The sequence below is a fragment of the Kitasatospora sp. NPDC032121 genome (genome assembly GCF_055580145.1).
Genome location: NZ_JBVILX010000024.1, coordinates 27,665 through 44,278, shown reverse-complemented (window position 1 = coordinate 44,278; position 16,614 = coordinate 27,665). Strand labels below are relative to the sequence as shown.

The 16,614-nt window shown below is 73.2% G+C and carries 13 protein-coding genes and 1 tRNA gene; 9 read left to right on the top strand and 5 right to left on the bottom strand.

The window, feature by feature from the left end:
- The first annotated feature begins 29 nt into the window (after positions 1-29).
- Positions 30-620: a 5-formyltetrahydrofolate cyclo-ligase gene (locus tag ACZ5OX_RS35485; protein WP_465635956.1), complete on the top strand. Its 591-nt coding sequence runs from the start codon at positions 30-32 to the stop codon at positions 618-620.
- Positions 621-738: 118 nt separating this feature from the next.
- Here ACZ5OX_RS35485 and ACZ5OX_RS35480 read toward each other — a convergent pair whose 3' ends face one another.
- Positions 739-3,456, bottom strand: a complete 2,718-nt coding sequence (locus tag ACZ5OX_RS35480; RefSeq protein WP_449790379.1) for a penicillin acylase family protein — start codon at positions 3,454-3,456, stop codon at positions 739-741.
- A 240-nt stretch (positions 3,457-3,696) separates the two neighbouring features.
- Between ACZ5OX_RS35480 and ACZ5OX_RS35475 the strand changes: the two genes are divergently transcribed.
- The 5 genes from ACZ5OX_RS35475 (at position 3,697) to mscL (ending at position 8,337) form a co-directional block, all read left to right on the top strand.
- Positions 3,697-5,181 (top strand): potassium/proton antiporter, encoded by a 1,485-nt coding sequence (locus ACZ5OX_RS35475; protein WP_465635954.1) that lies wholly within the window; start codon positions 3,697-3,699, stop codon positions 5,179-5,181.
- Between the two features lie 326 nt (positions 5,182-5,507).
- Complete coding sequence (locus tag ACZ5OX_RS35470) at positions 5,508-6,899, top strand: MFS transporter (RefSeq protein WP_465635952.1); 1,392 nt, start codon at positions 5,508-5,510, stop codon at positions 6,897-6,899.
- A gap of 126 nt (positions 6,900-7,025) precedes the next feature.
- Entirely contained in the window at positions 7,026-7,337 is a 312-nt protein-coding gene (locus tag ACZ5OX_RS35465; RefSeq protein WP_465635950.1) for an FmdB family zinc ribbon protein, read from the top strand.
- A gap of 277 nt (positions 7,338-7,614) precedes the next feature.
- On the top strand, positions 7,615-7,887 hold the full coding sequence (locus tag ACZ5OX_RS35460; RefSeq protein WP_465635948.1) for a hypothetical protein: 273 nt from the start codon (positions 7,615-7,617) through the stop codon (positions 7,885-7,887).
- Between the two features lie 30 nt (positions 7,888-7,917).
- Positions 7,918-8,337, top strand: a complete 420-nt coding sequence (gene mscL, locus ACZ5OX_RS35455) for a large conductance mechanosensitive channel protein MscL (RefSeq protein WP_465635947.1) — start codon at positions 7,918-7,920, stop codon at positions 8,335-8,337.
- A 93-nt stretch (positions 8,338-8,430) separates the two neighbouring features.
- Here mscL and ACZ5OX_RS35450 read toward each other — a convergent pair whose 3' ends face one another.
- Positions 8,431-8,664: a hypothetical protein gene (locus tag ACZ5OX_RS35450; RefSeq protein WP_465635945.1), complete on the bottom strand. Its 234-nt coding sequence runs from the start codon at positions 8,662-8,664 to the stop codon at positions 8,431-8,433.
- Positions 8,665-8,794: 130 nt separating this feature from the next.
- The gene (locus ACZ5OX_RS35445; protein ID WP_392874095.1) at positions 8,795-9,766 is read right to left on the bottom strand and encodes a sigma-70 family RNA polymerase sigma factor; all 972 of its coding nucleotides are present in this window, start codon (positions 9,764-9,766) and stop codon (positions 8,795-8,797) included.
- 424 nt (positions 9,767-10,190) lie between these two features.
- Here ACZ5OX_RS35445 and ACZ5OX_RS35440 point away from each other — a divergent pair, with 424 nt between their 5' ends.
- Together ACZ5OX_RS35440 and ACZ5OX_RS35435 are read left to right on the top strand one after the other, a co-directional pair.
- Positions 10,191-10,994 (top strand): phosphatase PAP2 family protein, encoded by an 804-nt coding sequence (locus ACZ5OX_RS35440; protein WP_465636020.1) that lies wholly within the window; start codon positions 10,191-10,193, stop codon positions 10,992-10,994.
- Between the two features lie 105 nt (positions 10,995-11,099).
- A complete protein-coding gene (locus tag ACZ5OX_RS35435; RefSeq protein ID WP_465635944.1) occupies positions 11,100-11,981 on the top strand; it encodes a carbon-nitrogen hydrolase family protein in 882 nt (293 codons plus the stop codon).
- A 116-nt stretch (positions 11,982-12,097) separates the two neighbouring features.
- On the opposite strand, the gene ACZ5OX_RS35430 is transcribed toward ACZ5OX_RS35435, so the two are convergent.
- Both ACZ5OX_RS35430 and ACZ5OX_RS35425 read right to left on the bottom strand, forming a co-directional pair.
- Positions 12,098-14,563, bottom strand: a complete 2,466-nt coding sequence (locus ACZ5OX_RS35430) for an ABC transporter permease (RefSeq protein WP_465635942.1) — start codon at positions 14,561-14,563, stop codon at positions 12,098-12,100.
- A gap of 263 nt (positions 14,564-14,826) precedes the next feature.
- A tRNA-Arg gene (locus ACZ5OX_RS35425) sits at positions 14,827-14,899 on the bottom strand.
- A gap of 118 nt (positions 14,900-15,017) precedes the next feature.
- On the opposite strand from ACZ5OX_RS35425, the gene ACZ5OX_RS35420 reads away from it, so the two are divergent.
- Positions 15,018-16,604, top strand: coding sequence for a glycosyltransferase family 39 protein (locus ACZ5OX_RS35420; protein WP_465635940.1), 1,587 nt, complete (start codon positions 15,018-15,020; stop codon positions 16,602-16,604).
- The last annotated feature ends 10 nt before the right edge of the window (positions 16,605-16,614 follow it).

The following is a 16,614-nucleotide window of genomic DNA, read 5'->3' as shown; positions in this document are numbered from 1 at the left end:
GTCGACGGTGCGCAGGCCAGGAGGATCGGATGAACGAGGATCGGATGCCCAACGAGAAGATCGGCCTGAGGACACGGCTGTTGGCTCGGCGGCGCGAACTGGCCGCCGGGGAACGCTCGGCGGCGGCCGACGCGCTGGCCCGGCACGCCGGTGAGCTCGCCGCCGCGGGCGACACGGTGGCCGCCTACGTCTCGGTGGGCTCCGAGCCCGGGACGGGGCCGCTGCTGGACGCGCTGCGGGCGCGCGGGGCGCGGGTGCTGCTGCCGGTGCTGCTGGCCGACAACGACCTGGACTGGGCCGAGTACGCGGGCCCCGACGCGCTGGCCCCGGCCGGGCGCGGGCTGCTGGAGCCGGTCGGCCCGCGGCTCGGCCCGCTGGCGGTGACGGAGGCCTCGGTGGTGCTGCTGCCGGGCCTGGCGGTGGACCGCTCCGGGCTGCGGCTGGGCCGGGGCGGCGGCAGTTACGACCGGGTGCTGGCCCGGCTGGAGCGGGCCGGGGTGCGGCCGGTGCTGGCGGTGCTGCTGTACGAGCACGAGCTGCTGGAGCGGGTGCCGGCCGAGCCGCACGACCGGCCGGTGGACCTGGCGGTGCTGCCCTCGGGGGTGCGCGGGCTCGGCTGAGGCCGGCGGCCGCGGGCGGGAACGGCGGCGGCCCCGCTCCCTCGGGGGGAGCGGGGCCGCCGGTGGCCGGGCCGTACGGGCTGTACGGGCTGTACGGGCTGTACGGGCTGTACGGCCGTCAGCCGGTGGTCAGCACCAGCTTGTGCTTGGTGGCCTTCTCGACCGCGTCCGGCGAGGAGGCCCAGGTCAGCAGCTTGCCCTTGAGCCAGAGGTCGGTCTGGTCGTTGTAGTTGTCGTGGAAGGCGTGGCCGGAGGCGCCGCCGACGTTGATCCAGCGCGAGGCGTCCAGGTCGTTCAGGTCGACCACCATGCGCATCGACGGGATCCAGTCCACCTGGTAACCGGCCGCCGCGTTCCAGCCGGCCGCGTCGACCGCCGCCGAGCCGCCGGAGAGCCGGTACGGGCCGCGGTTGAGCAGCTTGTGCACCGCTCCGGAGGCGATCGAGGAGTCGTCGGTGCCGAGGGTCTGCTCGCGCAGCTCCAGCTTGTGCAGGCGGCCCCAGCTCCAGGTGGAGACGTCCTTGCTGAGCAGCGAGGTCAGCTCCTGGCGGGCGTTCTTCATCGCCTCCTGGAGCAGGTTGTCCAGGCCCTTCTGCTCCTTGTGCTGGTCGTCGATGTACGTCCACCACGAGCTGTCGGGCTTCTCCAGCTGCTGGCGCACGACCTCGGTCCAGCGGTCGCCGCCGTCCGGCTGGGCCTTGCCCGGCTCGCGGGTGCCGCACTCGGTGACGATCTTGGTGGAGCTGTCCGGCTTGGTGGGGTCGTCCTGCTGGCGGACCAGCAGGCAGTTGTCCTTGGCCCGCAGGTCGGCCGGGAACTTCTGCCCGAAGGCCAGGATCAGCAGCTGGCGCCAGACGCCGTTGTAGTAGGCGGCGGCCGCCGAGTCGGCGTCCTGGTGGAAGTTCCAGTCCTTCAGCAGGTCCTGGGCCTCGCGCACGTACGGGTCGCTGACCGGCTGCTTGAGCAGCAGCGGGACCAGCGTCTTGGCCATCACGCTGGTGTTGTCCAGCTGGAGGGTCTGCATGTCGTCCGGCGAGATCTTGCCGTTGTTCTTGAGCAGGCCCTCGATCTGGTCGGTGATCTCCTTGGCGCGGGTGCCGTACTCCCAGTCCTTGGTCAGGTTGTACTTGTAGCTCGGGTCCACCACGGCCTGGTTGGCGGTGACGATGTAGCCGGCCGAGGGGTTGAGGCTCCAGGGCAGCGCGGTGAAGGGGATCGGGTCCTTCCACTGGTACGTGGAGTCCCAGCCCGGCGCGGGGTAGGTGCCGTCGCCCTTGCCGCGGACCGGGATGGTGCCCGGGGCCTGGTAGCCGATGTTCTTGGCGTCGGCGTAGATCAGGTTCTGCGCGGGGACGGTGAAGTCCTTGGCGGCGGCGCGGAACTCGTCCCAGTTCTTCGCCTTGTCCAGCTCGAAGACGGCGTCCATGGTCTTGCCGGGGCTGAGCGCCGTCCACTGCAGGGCGACGCCGTAGCCGCCGGTGCCGCGGTCGGGGGCGGACGGGCCGTTGGGGGCGTACTTGCCGACGTTCTGCTGCTCGCTGCTCTGGTCGGAGATCAGCGGGGCACCGGTCTGGGTGGTGCGGACGGTGATGGTGCGGTCCTCCCCGCCGGCGACCTTGATGGTCTCCTTGCGGAGGTCGAACTTCACGTCCTTGCCGTCCACCTGGTACGTCTCCGGGCCGGTGACCTTCTCCAGGTAGAGGTCGGTGACGTCGGCGCCGAGGTTGGTGAAGCCCCAGGCGATGTCCTTGTTGTGGCCGATCACCACGCCGGGCATGCCCGCGAAGGTGAAGCCGGAGACGTCGAACTGGCAGGCCGGGGAGCTGGTCCGGCAGTGCAGGCCCATCTGGTACCAGACCGAGGGCAGGCCGGGGCCGAGGTGCGGGTCGTTGGCCAGCAGCGGCTTGCCGGTGGTGGTGTGCGAGCCGGCGACCACCCAGGAGTTGGAGCCGATGCCCTGGCCGGGGCGGCCGAGCAGCTGCGGCATCGCGTCGATCCGGTCGGTCAGGCCCTGCAGCAGCGCCTTGGTGGTGGCCGCGCCCTGGGCGGTGGCGGTGCCGGGGGCCGCGCCGGACTGCGGGGAGCCGTCGGCGGGGCGGTAGTTGTCGCCGGTCACCGTGCCGGTCTTCACGATCGTGCCGTTGCGGGCGTACGGGTAGTCCGGGTACAGCTCGGCGATCTTGTCCGGGCCGAAGTCCTGGGCCAGCAGCGAGCGGTCGATCTCCTCCTGGAGGTTCCCGGAGAGGTTCCAGGCCATCGCCTTGAGCCAGGCCACCGAGTCGACCGGGGTCCACTGCTCGGGCTGGTAGCCGCTGTTGACGACGCCGAGCAGGCTGTACTCCAGCGAGGCCTTCGCACCGCCGGGGTGCTCCGCGAGCCAGGCGTTCACGCCGTCCGAGTAGGCCTGGAGGTACTTCTTGGTCTCCGGCGACAGCTTGGTGTCGAACTCCTTCTGCGCCACCTGCCGCCAGCCCATGGTGCGGATGAAGGCGTCGGTGTCGACCTGGCCGTCCCCGAACATCTCGGAGAGCCGGCCGGCCGTGACGTGCCGGCGGACGTCCATCTCCCAGAAACGGTCCTGCGCCTGGACGTAGCCCTGGGCGCGGAACAGGTCCTCGTTGGTGTCGGCGTACAGCTGCGGGATGCCGTTGGCGTCCCGCTTGACGTCGACGGGCGCGCTCAGGCCGGCCACCTTGACGCTGCCGTCGACCTCCGGGAAGGAGGCGCGGACCGCGGAGACCCCGCGGTAGCCGCCGTAGCCGGCGCCGGCCACCAGCAGCACGACCAGCACGATCACGATCAGACGGGCGCGCCGGAACTTCTTCGAGCGGGGCATCTGGGTCCTTGCGGTCCTGACTTCGGGGCGGGCGGGCGTGTCCAGGGCCTGCGGCCGTGACAGGGCACCACATTAGGCCGAGAGGGCCGGGCACCGTGAACGGGGGACCAAGCTAAAGATATGGCAAAATGTTAGACTGCGTAACGATCCACAAGGGGAGTATTGACGACTTCTTAACGCGTCGACCCCACAGCACCGCCAGACACCCCGTCCGCCCCTGCCTGCCCGAGGTGCCCCTGCGTGAACGTCTCCCACCTGAACCAGCTCCTGCTTGAGTCCTCCGTGATCCTGCTGTTCGCGGTGGGCGCCGTACGCCTCTCGACCCGATCAGGGCTGCCCAGCCTGCTGATCTACCTGGGGATCGGTGTGGCGCTGGGCCAGAACGGGATCGGTGTCACCTTCAACAACGCCGAGCTCACCCAGGTGCTCGGCTACGCGGCACTCGTGGTGATCCTCGCCGAGGGCGGCCTCAAGACCAGCTGGCGCGAGATCAAGCCGGTGATGCCGGCCGCGACCGTGCTCGCCACCGTCGGCGTCGGCGTCAGCGTCTTCGCCACCGCGGCCGGCGCCCACTGGCTGGTCGGCCTGGACTGGCGGACCTCGCTGCTGCTGGGCGCCATCGTCTCCTCGACCGACGCGGCCGCCGTCTTCTCGGTGCTGCGGATGGTCCCGCTGCCGCACCGGCTCACCGGCCTGCTGGAGGCCGAGTCCGGCTTCAACGACGCGCCCGTGGTCATCCTGGTCGTCGCCTTCGCCACCACCGGGGAGCTGGACCCCTGGTACGTCCTGATCGGCACGATCATCGCCGAGCTGGCGATCGGCGCCGCGATAGGCCTCGCCGTCGGCAAGATAGGCGCCTACGGGCTCAAGCACGTCGCGCTGCCCTCCTCGGGCCTCTACCCGATCGCCGTGATGGCGCTCACCGTGCTGGCGTACGCCGGCGGCGCACTGCTGCACGGCTCCGGCTTCCTCGCCGTCTACGTCAGCGCGGTGATACTCGGGAACTCCAAGCTGCCGCACGGCCCGGCCGTCCGGGGCTTCGCCGACGGACTGGCCTGGATCGGGCAGATCGGCATGTTCGTGCTGCTCGGCCTGCTCGTCACGCCCGAGTCCATGGGCGACGCGGTGGTGCCCGCGCTGGTGATCGGCGCCGTGCTGGTCTTCCTGGCCCGGCCGCTGTCGGTGATGCTCTCGCTGACCCCCTTCAAGGTGCCGGCCCGCGAGCAGGCGCTGCTGAGCTGGGCCGGACTGCGCGGGGCGGTGCCCATCGTGCTCGCCACCATCCCGGTGGTGTCCGGCGCGCACCAGGCCGAGGACGTCTTCAACATCGTCTTCATCCTGGTCGTCGTCTTCACCCTGCTCCAGGGGCCGACCCTGCCGTGGGTGGCCAAGCGGCTGCGGATAGACGAGGGCGCCATGGGTCAGGACCTGGGCATCGAGTCCGCGCCGCTGGAGAAGCTGCACGGACACCTGCTGTCGGTCGCGCTCTCCCCCGCCTCGAAGATGTCGGGCGTGGAGATCAGCGAGCTGCGGCTGCCCAAGGGGGCGGCGGTCACCCTGGTCGTGCGGGAGGGGAACTCCTTCGTGCCGGACAAGGCGACGGTGCTGCGCGGCGGGGACGAGCTGCTGGTGGTCACCACGGACGAGGTCGGCGCGGCGGCGGAGCGGCGGCTGCGGGCCGTGGACAAGGGCGGCAAGCTCGCGGGGTGGCTGAACGGGCGGTGAGCCTGGGCCGCCCCCGGCTCCCGGGCCCCGGCTCCCGGGCCTTCCGCCCAGGAGCCGGGGGGCGGGGGCGGGGCTGGGGCGGCTGGCGGTGTCTACGCGCGTAACTGTATGCTGGCCCGACCAGCCGTATAACCATCGTTAGACCACCCCCAGCATCTGCCTGACGCAGAGTTGGCGCGACCGCTCGGCGGCCGCGGTCCGGTCCCCGGCCACCAGGCCGGCCCGACCCGGTATCTACCCCGGTCGACGCGCGAGAGGACGACTCTCGGCGCCGTCGGGGCTCCACCATGCCCTGCCGCGCTACCAGGCAGCAGGAAGGACCGACCGTGACGGCGCGCCGAACGGTCGACACCGCCGCGGACCACGCGGCCACCACCCCCGCAGCTCCGGCCCCCGCCCGTGTCGGGTACGGCGAGCTGCTGCGCACCCCCGGGGCCTGGACGTTCCTGTTCCCCGCCCTCGTCGCGCGGCTGCCGTACGCGATGCTCAGCATGGGCATCCTGCTGCTCGTCACCCGGACCCACGGTTCGTACGGCACCGCCGGTACGGTCACCGCGGTCGCCGCCGTCGCCCAGGCCCTGATCGGGCCGCAGACCGGGCGGCTCGCGGACCGCTACGGCCAGGCCGCGGTGCTCGTGCCGACCGTCCTGGTGCACGCGGTCTCGGTCGGCGTGCTGATCGCGCTGGCGCTCGGCCACGCGCCCGCCTGGAGCCTGTTCCTGGCCGCCGTCCCGGCCGGTGCGAGCGTGCCGCAGGTCGGCGCGATGGTCCGGGCCCGCTGGGTCGCCAGATTCACCGCGGACGGCGCCTCCGAGGCCTCCGCGGCCCGGGTGAGCACCGCGTTCGCGTTCGAGTCCGTGACGGACGAGTTCACCTTCGTGATCGGCCCGATCCTGGCCTCCGGCATCGCCGCCCTCGCCAACCCGGCCACCGCCCTGGTCGCAGAGGCCGGGCTGACCCTCGTCGGCGGCCTGGCCTTCGCCGCCCAGCGGCGTACCGCCCCGGCCCGGATCGTGCCCCAGCCCGGCACCAGGCACGCCTCGGCGCTCGCCTCCCCCGGCGTCCGGCTGCTGGCCGGGTCCATCCTCGGGGTCGGCGCGGTGTTCGGCGGCATGCAGGTGTCGGTGAACGCCTTCGCCGACTCGGTCGGACAGCACGACGCCGGCGGCACCGTGTACGGGATCTTCGCCGGCGGCTCGATGCTGGCCGGTGTGCTGTACGGCGTCGTCGCCTGGCGGCGACCGGTGCAGCAGCGGATGCTGATCAGCTACGCGCTGCTGGTGCTGGGCTGCTCGGTGCTGTGGGCGATGCCGAACCTGGTCGCGCTGACCGTCGCCGGGCTGGTCTGCGGGCTGGCCATCGCGCCGACCCTGATCAGCGGCTACACCCTGGTCGAGACGCTGGTCGCGGACGGGGCCAAGACGGAGGCCTTCACCTGGCTGACCGGCGCCATCGGGCTCGGCCTGGCCGTCGGCTCGATGGCGGCGGGCCGGCTGATCGACGGGCACGGGCCCTCGACCGGGTTCCTGGTGCCGGTGATCGGGGCGGGGCTGGGGCTGGTCGCGCTGTTCTCGCTGCGGCACCTGCTGGTGGCGCCGGGGGGCGTTCCGGCCGACGGTTCCGGCTCCGACTCGGGCTCCGGCTCGGGCTCCGGATCGGGCTCCGGCTCGACGGAGCGCGGTGGTGCCGGGCGGCTGGTGGGCGCGGCCAAGGGCTGAGCGGGCGGCGGTCCGGCGGCCGGACCCGGCCCATCTCACACCGGAGTCGCTGGACTGATCCCGCGGAATACCGCATCATTGACCATCGTTAGCACTCATCAGGCGAGAGTGCCAGGAGGAAGACAAGTGCCCACGTACCAGTACCAGTGCACCGAGTGCGGCAGCGGCCTGGAGGCGGTGCAGAAGTTCACCGACGAGGCGCTGACCACGTGCCCCGACTGCCAGGGACGGCTCCGCAAGGTCTTCTCGGCCGTGGGCGTCGTGTTCAAGGGCTCCGGCTTCTACCGGACCGACAGCCGCTCCTCCTCCAGCAGCTCGGTGGGCGCCGGGTCGTCGTCGACCTCTTCGACGGCGTCCAGCACGTCCACGACCCCCGCTTCGTCGTCGTCGGGCTCCGGCTCCTCGACCTCGTCCAGCCCGGCTCCGGCCGCGAGCTGATCTCGGCGCCGGGCACCGGCCCGGACGGCCCGCAGTCCTCGGAAAGGCCCGTCGACCCCGCTTCCGCGCGGGGTGGCGGGCCTTTCCGCATGCCTCCGCACGGGCATCCGGTCAAGCCGGACCGGCCCGCATCACTCTCGTGAGTGGACGAACTCGTCCACAGGGCCGAGTTGTCCACAGGCCTGGGGAAAGGACTTCCGGAGTTCGACGGAAACGCCCATCGTGTGGCTCGTCCGGTCCGCGAGGGGCCGGCCCGCCGACACCCGGAGGTGCGTCGATGACGACCGTGAGCTTCTCCCTTCCGCTGCCCGCCCCCGCCGTACCGCCCCGCCAGGAGCTGCCGAGCTTCCCGCCGATCCGGCGCGGGTGCGGCGGGTGGCACCGCTGGCGCAGCGCGGTGCGACGCCGGGCCGGGGTGCCCGCGCTGGCGCTGCTCGCGACGGCGGCGGCGCTGGCGCTGGGGCCCGCGCGGGCCGGCCTGCCGCCGCCGCACGGGGGCTCGCTGGGCCGGACGGGTTGTCAATCCGAGACTCTGGAAGATCACCCGTAACCGGAATGCGACTTCGTCGTTCGAGGCGGCATGAAGGGCTTCAAGGAATTCCTGCTGCGTGGAAATGTCGTCGAACTCGCCGTGGCCGTGGTCATCGGCGCGGCCTTCACCGCCATCATCAACGCCTTCGTCAAAGGCGTGATCAATCCGATCGTCGGCGTCTTCGGAACGAAGGACCTCGCGTCCTACAGTTCCTGCCTCAAGGGGCCCTGCGAGGTGAGCCCGACCGGCGAGGTCACGTCCGGGGTCCTCATCCTGTGGGGATCCGTGCTCAGCGCCGCGCTCCAGTTCCTGATCACCGCGACGGTCGTCTACTTCGTTCTGATCCTGCCCATGAACAAGCTGGCGGCCCACCGCAAGACCGCCGCTGAGAAGGCGGCGGAGGCCGAGCTCAAGGAGGTCCAGCTACTGACCGAGATCCGCGACGCGCTGGTCACGCCGCTGCGCTGACCGATGGGCGCGCGTCGCCCACGGTCCCGCTCCCCCGTCCCCCGATCCTCAGTCCCGCTCCCCCGTCCCCCGATCCTCAGTCTCGCTCCTCACTCAGTCCCCGTGGTGCGGCGGGCGCTGGCTCAGGTACCAGTCCAGCCCCCGCCCACCACTCTCCCCGGCCCCGGGGCGGTCGCCCCAGCCCGTGTCGGTGTCGTCCCCGGACTGCTGGTCGAACGGGTCGCGGAAGACCAGCCGGGCCTTGGCGGCCGAGGCCTTCCGAGGCTCCCGCGCCTGGTCCTGGCCCTGGCCCGTTTCCTGTCCCTGTCCCTGTCCCTGCTCGCTCACGCCGTCCACTCCGTCCGCTCGTCCCTCCCCTCCAGACTAAGAGCCCCGCGGCACGCCTCGGGCCCCGGTGCGGAGCGCTCCGCGCCAGGGCCCGGGTGAGGGGCTCGGCCCATGGGGGCCGGCTGGACCGTCAGGCGGCTTCGAAGCCCGCGTGGTCCGCGATCTTCTTCAGCTCGGCCAGGGCGTGCTTCTCGATCTGGCGGATCCGCTCACGGGTGAGGCCGTGCTGCTTGCCCACCTCGGTCAGGGTGCGCTCGCGGCCGTCCTCCATCCCGTAGCGGGAGCGGATGATCGAGGCGGTGCGGTCGTCCAACCGCCCGATCAGGTCGTCCAGTTCCTCGCGGCGGAGCATGACCATCACGGCGTCCTCGGGGGACGTCGCCCCGGTGTCTTCGACAAGGTCGCCGAACTGGGTCTCACCCTCGTCGTCGACGGACATGTTGAGGCTGACCGGGTCGCGCGCCCAGTCCAGCACGTCCTTGATCCGGGCCTCGGTGGTGTCCAGCTCGGCCGCGATCTCGGCCGGCTCCGCCTCGCGGCCCAGCTCCTTGGACTTCTCCCGCTGGACGCGCCGGATCCGCCCCAGCTCCTCCACCAGGTGCACGGGCAGCCGGATGGTGCGGGACTGGTCGGCGATGGACCGGGTGATCGCCTGCCGGATCCACCACGTCGCGTACGTGGAGAACTTGAAGCCCTTGGCGTAGTCGAACTTCTCGACGGCGCGCACCAGGCCCGCGTTGCCCTCCTGGATGAGGTCCAGCAGCGGCAGGCCGCTGCGCGGGTAGCGACGGGCGACGGCGACCACGAGCCGGAGGTTGGAGCGGATGAAGACGTCCTTGGCCCGCTCGGCGTCGGCGGCTATCGCCTCCAACTCCTCACGCGTGACGCCGTCGGGGAGCCCGCCCTCCTCCAGCAGGTGCTGGGCGTACACACCGGCCTCGATCCGCAGCGAGAGCTCGACCTCCTCGGCGGCATCGAGCAGGGGTGTCCTGGCGATCTCGTCGAGGTACATGCCGACCAGGTCGCGGTCGGCCTCGAGGTTGGTCGGGCGGGCCGCGCGACTCCGGTCGGCCCTGTCGCGAACGACGGCACGGGTGGCCATGCTTGCTCCCTTTGCTGATGTTGCCGAGATCTGCCTGCCTGCCTCGTGAGGGCAAGATGTGCGGCCCCTGGGGGCTCACACGTAACGATCCAACGAACAGATTCCGGACAACATTCCCAAGTCGCTCAGATTCTTCCCGGCGATGCAGTATCCTGCCGGTTTTCAACCCGACCCCGAACCCTGGGTGACCGGCCGGGTACTACCCGTGCCATCGGACGACCATTGCGGGATCGATTTCTTCACTCGACCCGCACCCCGTCGCCGCCTACCCGTGTGAACCCGCGAGGAACGGCCGACGTTCCCGGTGCGCCCCCTTTTCCGCCCGCGCCCGCACTCCGGCGCACGCAGGTCCTCCGCACAAACGATGCCGAATCGCTATCACTCCGGCTCTTGCTCGGCGCAGGACACTGGGAAGGTGTCCACCATGCACCTGACCAACAGCACGACCGTCCTCACCGCGCGTAACCGCAGTCTCCTTCGGGACGCCGCGCTCGCGGTGGGCTGTGCCGCGCTGTTCGGCCTGCTGGCGGTCCTGGTCACCGGTCAGTGGCGCCCACTGGTCCGCTTCGACCAGGAGTGGATCGGCGAACTGCACACCTACGCCCGGGAACACCGGATCTGGACCGCCTCGGTGCAGACCCTCTCGGACATCGGCGGGACCGTCACGATGCGTACGCTGCTCGGGATCGTCGCCGGGTGGCTCTGGTTGATCGGCGCCCGGGTGCTGGCCGGCTGGGTGGCCGCCCAGACCCTGGTCGGCTGGGGCGCCCTGTGGGCCCTGAAGCTGGCCATCGGCCGTAGCCGACCCACCTTCACCGACCCGGTCTCGCACGCCGGCGGCCCGGGTTTCCCCTCCGGGCACGCCATGGCCTCGGCGATCACCTGCGCCGTCCTGGTCGGCCTGCTCTGGTACCGGGTCCACCGTCGCGGCCGGATCGCCGCCTGCGTGGTGGCGGCCGCGACAGTGCTGACCATCGGCTGGACCAGGGTCGCGCTCGGGGTGCACTGGCCCAGCGACGTGCTGGCCGGCTGGCTGGCCGCCGGGATCGTGCTGGGCTCCGTGACCGCGGTGATCCAGGTCTGGCGCCCCGGCGCACTGGCCCGGGACGTACGTCGGGTCAACTGGCGCACCAGGCCCCGGGTCCAGCGGGTCACCGTGTCCGCCGGGCGGCCTTCGCCCACCGCCGGCGCACCGGACGAGGACGGGCCCCACGACCTGCGGGCGTAGGCCCCGGGCGGACCGGGCGGGCCGGGCGGGCCGGGCGGGCCGGACGGGCCGCTGACCCGCCGTCAACCCCTGCCCGCTGCCGACCGCCACGCTAGCGTGACGGCCATGTCCGACACCTCCGCTCCCGCTTCCCCCACCACGCCCACCGGCTACCCCGAGCAGCCGCTGCGGATCGCCACCGTCCAGGCCCGGGCCGTGGCCGGTGACATACCCGCCAACGTCGCCCAGGCCGCCGACCTGATCCGCGAGGCGGCCCGGGCCGGTGCCCGGCTGGTGCTGTTCGCGGAGAAGTTCCTCTCCGGGTACGAGCCCGAGCTGATCCGCACCGACCCCGGCAAGTACGCGGTCCGCCCCGGCGATCCGCGTCTCGCGCCGATCGCCGAGGCCTGCCGCGAGTCCGGGACCGCCGCGATCGTCGGAGCCGCCGTACAGCACGGCGCCGACCTGCGCATCTCCGCCCTCGTCCTCGGGCCGGACGGTGGCTTCGTCACCCGCTACGACAAGCAGCACCTGTTCAAGAGCGAACGCGAGCACTACCGCCCGGGGACGGCCGGCTGCACCGTGGAACTGGACGGCTGGCGGCTCGGCCTCGGCATCTGCTACGACTCCGGCTTCCCGGAGCACGCCCGGGCCGCCGCGCTCGACGGCTGCCACGCCTACCTGGTCGGCGCGCTGTTCAGCACGGGCCACGGCCACCACGAGTCCCGCACCTGGTTCCCGGCCCGCGCGCTCGACAACACCCTCTACACGGTGCTCGCCAACCACATCGGCCACACCGGCGGCTGGCACACCTGCGGCGGCAGCGCGGTCTGGGGCCCCGACGGCCGACTGGTCGCCGAGGCGAGCGAGGACCGGCGCGAACTCGTCGTCGCCGACCTCGACCCGGTCGTCCTGCGCACCACCCGCGAGACCGAGACCCTCCTCGCCGACCTCGCCCTCGACACCGGCCTGCCGTCCGCGCCCCGCACCCGGGTCACCCTGGCCTGAGCGCCCGACTCCCGCCTCCCGGCGCCCGACTCCCGCCTCCCGGCGCCTGGCTCCCGACTCCTGGCGCCCGGCTCCCGGCGCACCGGCCGCGGCCGCGACCGCGACCGCGACCGCGGTCAGGAGGCCCGCATGGCGGCCACCGCGCTCATGCGGCCGACGCGGCGGGCCGGGAGCACGGCGGCGGCCAGGCCGACCAGCACGGTCAGGGCCAGGGCGGCCAGCACCGGCAGGACGGGCGGGGTGCCGACCGTGCCCACGGTCGAGGTGACCGAGCGCGCGGCAGCCCACCCGTAGCCGACGCCCAGCGCGGTCCCGACCAGGGCGCCGGCCAGGGAGAGGAGCAGGGCCTCCAGGGTGAGCATCCGGCGCAGCTGCTCGCGGGACATGCCGATCGCCCTCAGCATGCCGATCTCGCGGGAGCGTTCGCTGATGCTGAGCATCAGGGTGGCCGCGACGCCGAGGCCGGCGATGGCGACGGAGAAGGAGAGCAGGGCCATGCTGACGGTCTTCAGCCGGTCCAGCAGGGAGCGCAGGGTGTCGGCCTGGGCGGCCGTGTCGGCGACGGTCACCTGCGGGTGGTCGGCGAGGGCGCGGTCCAGGGCGCGGCGGGCGGTCGGCCGGTCGTCCCCCGTGGCCGGGCTGATCCAGGCCGTGGTGACGGGCGCGCCGGGGGCGAGGCGGTCCAGGGTCGCGGGCGTCACCAGCAGGGTGGCGCCGCTCTGCAGGGTGAACGGCAGGCTGCTGCGGCCGGGTCGCAAACGCAACTCGACGTCGCCGACCCGGCGCGTCCCGGTCTCGCCGAGCCCGCTCAGCGCGTCGCCCCCGGTGAGCCCGCGGGCCCGGTCCACGTCGTCCGTCGAGGAGTTGAGCCGGGTGGCGTCGACGGCGGCGACCACGGTGGGCCGGCCGTCGAGGTCGACGGTGGCCGAGCGGACCGGGGTGACGGTCAGCCCGTGCTCGGCGCCGAGCGCGCCGAGCGCCCCGGCGGGCAGGGCGCCGCCGGTGGCCGTCGCCGAGAAGGCCCCGGGCTGGCGCGCCGACACCACGGGCACCAGCGACTGCGAGGTGATGTCCAGCGCGGTGACGGCGCCGACCATCACGGTCACGCCGAGCAGCAGTGCCGAGCCGGTGGCCCCGGTGCGGCCCGGGTTGAGCCGCAGCTGCTGGGTGGCGAGCCGCCCGGCCGTACCGCCGAGCCTTCGGGCGGGCCGGCCCAGTACGGCGACGACCGCGGGCAGCACCCGGTGGGAGATCCGCAGCACCCCGAAGAAGCTGGCGATGGCGCCGACGGTGACGGCGAGCAGCGACAGCGGCGGCGGGGTCATCGCCCCGACCACCAGCAGCGCCGTGCCGACGAGCAGCAGCCCGGAGGTCCACACCGCGGCCCGCATCCTGGCCGCCCCGCCGGTCGGCGCGGGGATGCCGCCGAGCGCGGCGATCGGCGGCACGGCCGCGGCGGCCTTCGCCGGGCCGCGGACGGCCAGCAGGGTCAGCAGCACGCCGAACAGCCCGGCCAGCAGGCAGGTCAGCGGGGAGGGCATCAGCGACAGGTGCACCGGCCCGAGGTCGAGCCCGCCGACCACGGCGGTGCCGAGCGCGCCGAGGGCGATCCCCAGCAGCACGCCCACCGCCGAGGCGCCCAGCCCGAGCAGCAGGCCCTGGCGGCGGATCAGTCGGCGCAGCTGCTGCCGGTCGGCGCCCACGCAGCGCAGCAGGGCGAGCTGGCGGGTCCGCTGGGCGAGCACCACCGTGAAGGTGTTGCCGACCACCATCCGCGCCACCGCGAGCGCGATCAGGACGAAGGAGAGCGCGGCGACCAGCACCACGCCGTACATCGTGCTGCTCTGTCGGGTCGCCTCGTTGACCGAGGCCTCGCGGGTGTGCACCTCGACGCCGGTGCCGAGGGCGGTGCGCAGGGCTTCGACGGTCGCGGTCCGGGAGGCGTCGGGGGTGACCCTGACGTCGAGCCGGTCGGTGGTGACGCCGGTCGCGTAGTCGGCGACCGCGTTCGCCGGGATTCCGATGATCGGGACTCCGGCGAGGCTCGGTGCGCCCCGCTCGTCCAGGGTGCCCACCAGCCGGGCGGTGGCGGCCTTGCCGTCGGCCCGGGTCAGGTGCACCTCGGCGCCCACGGCGGCGTCCAGCCGGTGCGCGGTCCCGGTGTCGAGCAGCACCTCGCCGGGGCCGGCGGGCCAGCGGCCGTCCTTGAGCAGCTGCCAGCGCAGCGCCGGGTCCTCGGCGACGGCGCTGACCGCGGCGGTGTGGTCGAGCGGCCGCCCGTCGGCGGCCAGCACGCCGCCCTTGCCGGTCAGCCGGGGGGCCACCGCCGCCACCCCGGCGGTCTGCCGCACCCGCTCCGCGGCGGCCGCGTCCAGCCCGCCCGTCCTGACCGCCCGGGTCACCTGGATGTCGCCGGGCCCGACCTCGGCGGCCGCGGTCTGGCTGTAGGAGTCCACCAGTGCCCCGCTGCCGGCGACGGAGGCGATCAGGAAGGCCACCCCCAGCGCGATCGCGGCGCCGCTCAGGATCAGTTGGCGCAGTTGACCGCGCAGCTCGGCCACGGTGTATCGGTACGTCGTCATGGGTCCCCGGCTCGTCCGCCCTGACCGGCAACGGTGCTCCGGCAGGGATCTCGACGAGCCTAGGGACGCGGTGGCCGCGCATCGTCAGCACGAGGTCTGCTTCATGATCACTCCGTGGGCGGACGGCCGCCCACCGCCGCCTCCTCCCGGAGGGGTACGCCGCCCCCGAGACGGTCACCCGGACACGGCGACGAGGGCCCGGGAACGCCGCAGGCCCTCCTGCCCGGTGTGGGCAGGAGGGCCTGCGACCTGCGTGTTCGCTGTGCCCCAGACAGGAATCGAACCTGCGACACCGGCTTTAGGAGAGCCGTGCTCTATCCCCTGAGCTACTGAGGCGCGGCCCGGATGCCACCGGGCCGCTCACAGCGTACCGGATCGGGGGTCGGTCGCGGGGTGACGGAGGGGGTACGGGGGGCCGACGGGGCGTCAGGGCTGGTCCAGTAGCCTGCCCGGCATGGTGGGACGCGCCCGGCGCACCGCGTTGAAGGAGACGAAGGACTCGATGAGACCTGCTGTGCACCCGGTCGGTCGGCTGCTGGGGCAGGTGTGGGTGTGGCCCGCGCTCGTCATGCTGGCGGTGGGCGGGTACCGGCTGGGGACGCCGGACCTGTGGCGGGACGAGATCGCGACCTGGACGGTGGCCACCCGCTCGCCGGGCGACCTGCTCCGGCTGCTGCAGCACATCGACGCCAGCAACGGCGTGTACTACGTGCTGATGCACGGCTGGACCGCGGTGTTCGGCGACTCGACGATCGCCCTGCGAATACCCTCCGTGCTGGCGATGGCCGGGGCGGCGGCGCTGGTGTCGCTCACCGCCCAGCGGCTGTTCGGCAACCGGGTGGCGGCGGTCGGTGCCGGGCTGCTGCTCGCGGTGCCCTCGGAGATCTCCCGGTACGCCCAGGAGGCGCGCTCCTACGCCCTGGTGACCTGCGCGATCGCGGCGGCCTCGCTCTTCCTGCTGCGGGCGCTGGACCGGCCGTCCTGGCGGCGCTGGGCGCCGTACTGCCTGGCCATGGCGCTGGGCGGCGCCGGGCACCTGATCTCCTTCAGCACGGTCGCCGGGCAGGTGGCGCTGGTGGCGCTGCACCTGTGGCGGACCCGTTCGGCGGTGGAGTGGCGGCTGCTGTGGCAGTACCCGCTGGCGGTCGTGGTGGCGGCGCTGCCGGTGCTGCCGGTGCTGCTGCTGGGAAGTCGGCAGTCGGACCGGCAGCTGGGCTGGATACCGACCCCCTCCCCGGAGGACCTCACCTACTTCGGTGAGGTGCTGTTCGGCTCGGAGGACGTGTTCCACGCCTTCCTCCCGCTGGCGCTGCTGGCACTGCTGCTGCCCGGCCGGCGGATCCAGGCCTGGCAGCTGCTGCTGCTCGCGGTGCTGCCGGTGGTGGCCGTCTGGCTGGTGTCCTGGTCGGGCGAGACCTCGTACTTCCTCGGGCGGTACCTGCTGTTCACGGTGCCCGCCTGGGCGGCGCTGGCCGGCGGCGGCGCCGGGGCGGTGTACGGCGCGGTGACGAGCCTGGCCCGCCGGCTCGGCCGGGCGCCCCGGGGGGCCACCACGGTGGCCGGGCTGCTGGCCGCCGGGCTGCTCGCGGTGCCGGCCGTGAAGGCCCTGCCGGAGCAGCAGTCGGTGCGGTACGTGGGGTCGCACAACCGCTCGGTGGAGCCGTTCAAGGCGGCGGCCCGGGAGATCTCGGCCGGCTACCGCGCCGGGGACGGGATGGCGGCCCCGCTGGGTGTCCAGGCCTGGGCGATGGCCTGGCCGGGCGTCAGCTACTACCTGCCCTCGGACGTGCGCCCCTACCCGGTCTTCGTCGCGCGGAGCGCCGAGGACGCCGAGGACCTCTCGCCGGCGCCCTGCCCGCAGCCGGAGGCCTGCCTGGGCGAGGTGTCCCGGATCTGGCTGATCGTCCTCGGCGACACCGAGGACCCGCTCGGCACGATGCCGCCGGACCAGGCGCAGGTGCTCCGCGCCAGGTACGGCGTCCCGGACCGGGTGACGCCGCTCGGCGGGCTCACGCTCGCGCTGCTCGACCGGGACGTCTAGGACGCGAAAG

What these genes read in the sequence shown, in the direction of transcription:
- ACZ5OX_RS35440 (WP_465636020.1), top strand. Translation starts at nt 10,191, where the DNA reads ATGCACCTGACCAACAGCACGACCGTCCTCACCGCGCGTAACCGCAGT.
- ACZ5OX_RS35420 (WP_465635940.1), top strand. Translation starts at nt 15,018, where the DNA reads ATGGTGGGACGCGCCCGGCGCACCGCGTTGAAGGAGACGAAGGACTCG.
- ACZ5OX_RS35445 (WP_392874095.1), bottom strand. Translation starts at nt 9,766, where the DNA reads ATGGCCACCCGTGCCGTCGTTCGCGACAGGGCCGACCGGAGTCGCGCG.
- ACZ5OX_RS35430 (WP_465635942.1), bottom strand. Translation starts at nt 14,563, where the DNA reads ATGACGACGTACCGATACACCGTGGCCGAGCTGCGCGGTCAACTGCGC.
- ACZ5OX_RS35435 (WP_465635944.1), top strand. Translation starts at nt 11,100, where the DNA reads ATGTCCGACACCTCCGCTCCCGCTTCCCCCACCACGCCCACCGGCTAC.
- ACZ5OX_RS35485 (WP_465635956.1), top strand. Translation starts at nt 30, where the DNA reads ATGAACGAGGATCGGATGCCCAACGAGAAGATCGGCCTGAGGACACGG.
- ACZ5OX_RS35480 (WP_449790379.1), bottom strand. Translation starts at nt 3,456, where the DNA reads ATGCCCCGCTCGAAGAAGTTCCGGCGCGCCCGTCTGATCGTGATCGTG.
- ACZ5OX_RS35460 (WP_465635948.1), top strand. Translation starts at nt 7,615, where the DNA reads ATGACGACCGTGAGCTTCTCCCTTCCGCTGCCCGCCCCCGCCGTACCG.
- mscL (WP_465635947.1), top strand. Translation starts at nt 7,918, where the DNA reads ATGAAGGGCTTCAAGGAATTCCTGCTGCGTGGAAATGTCGTCGAACTC.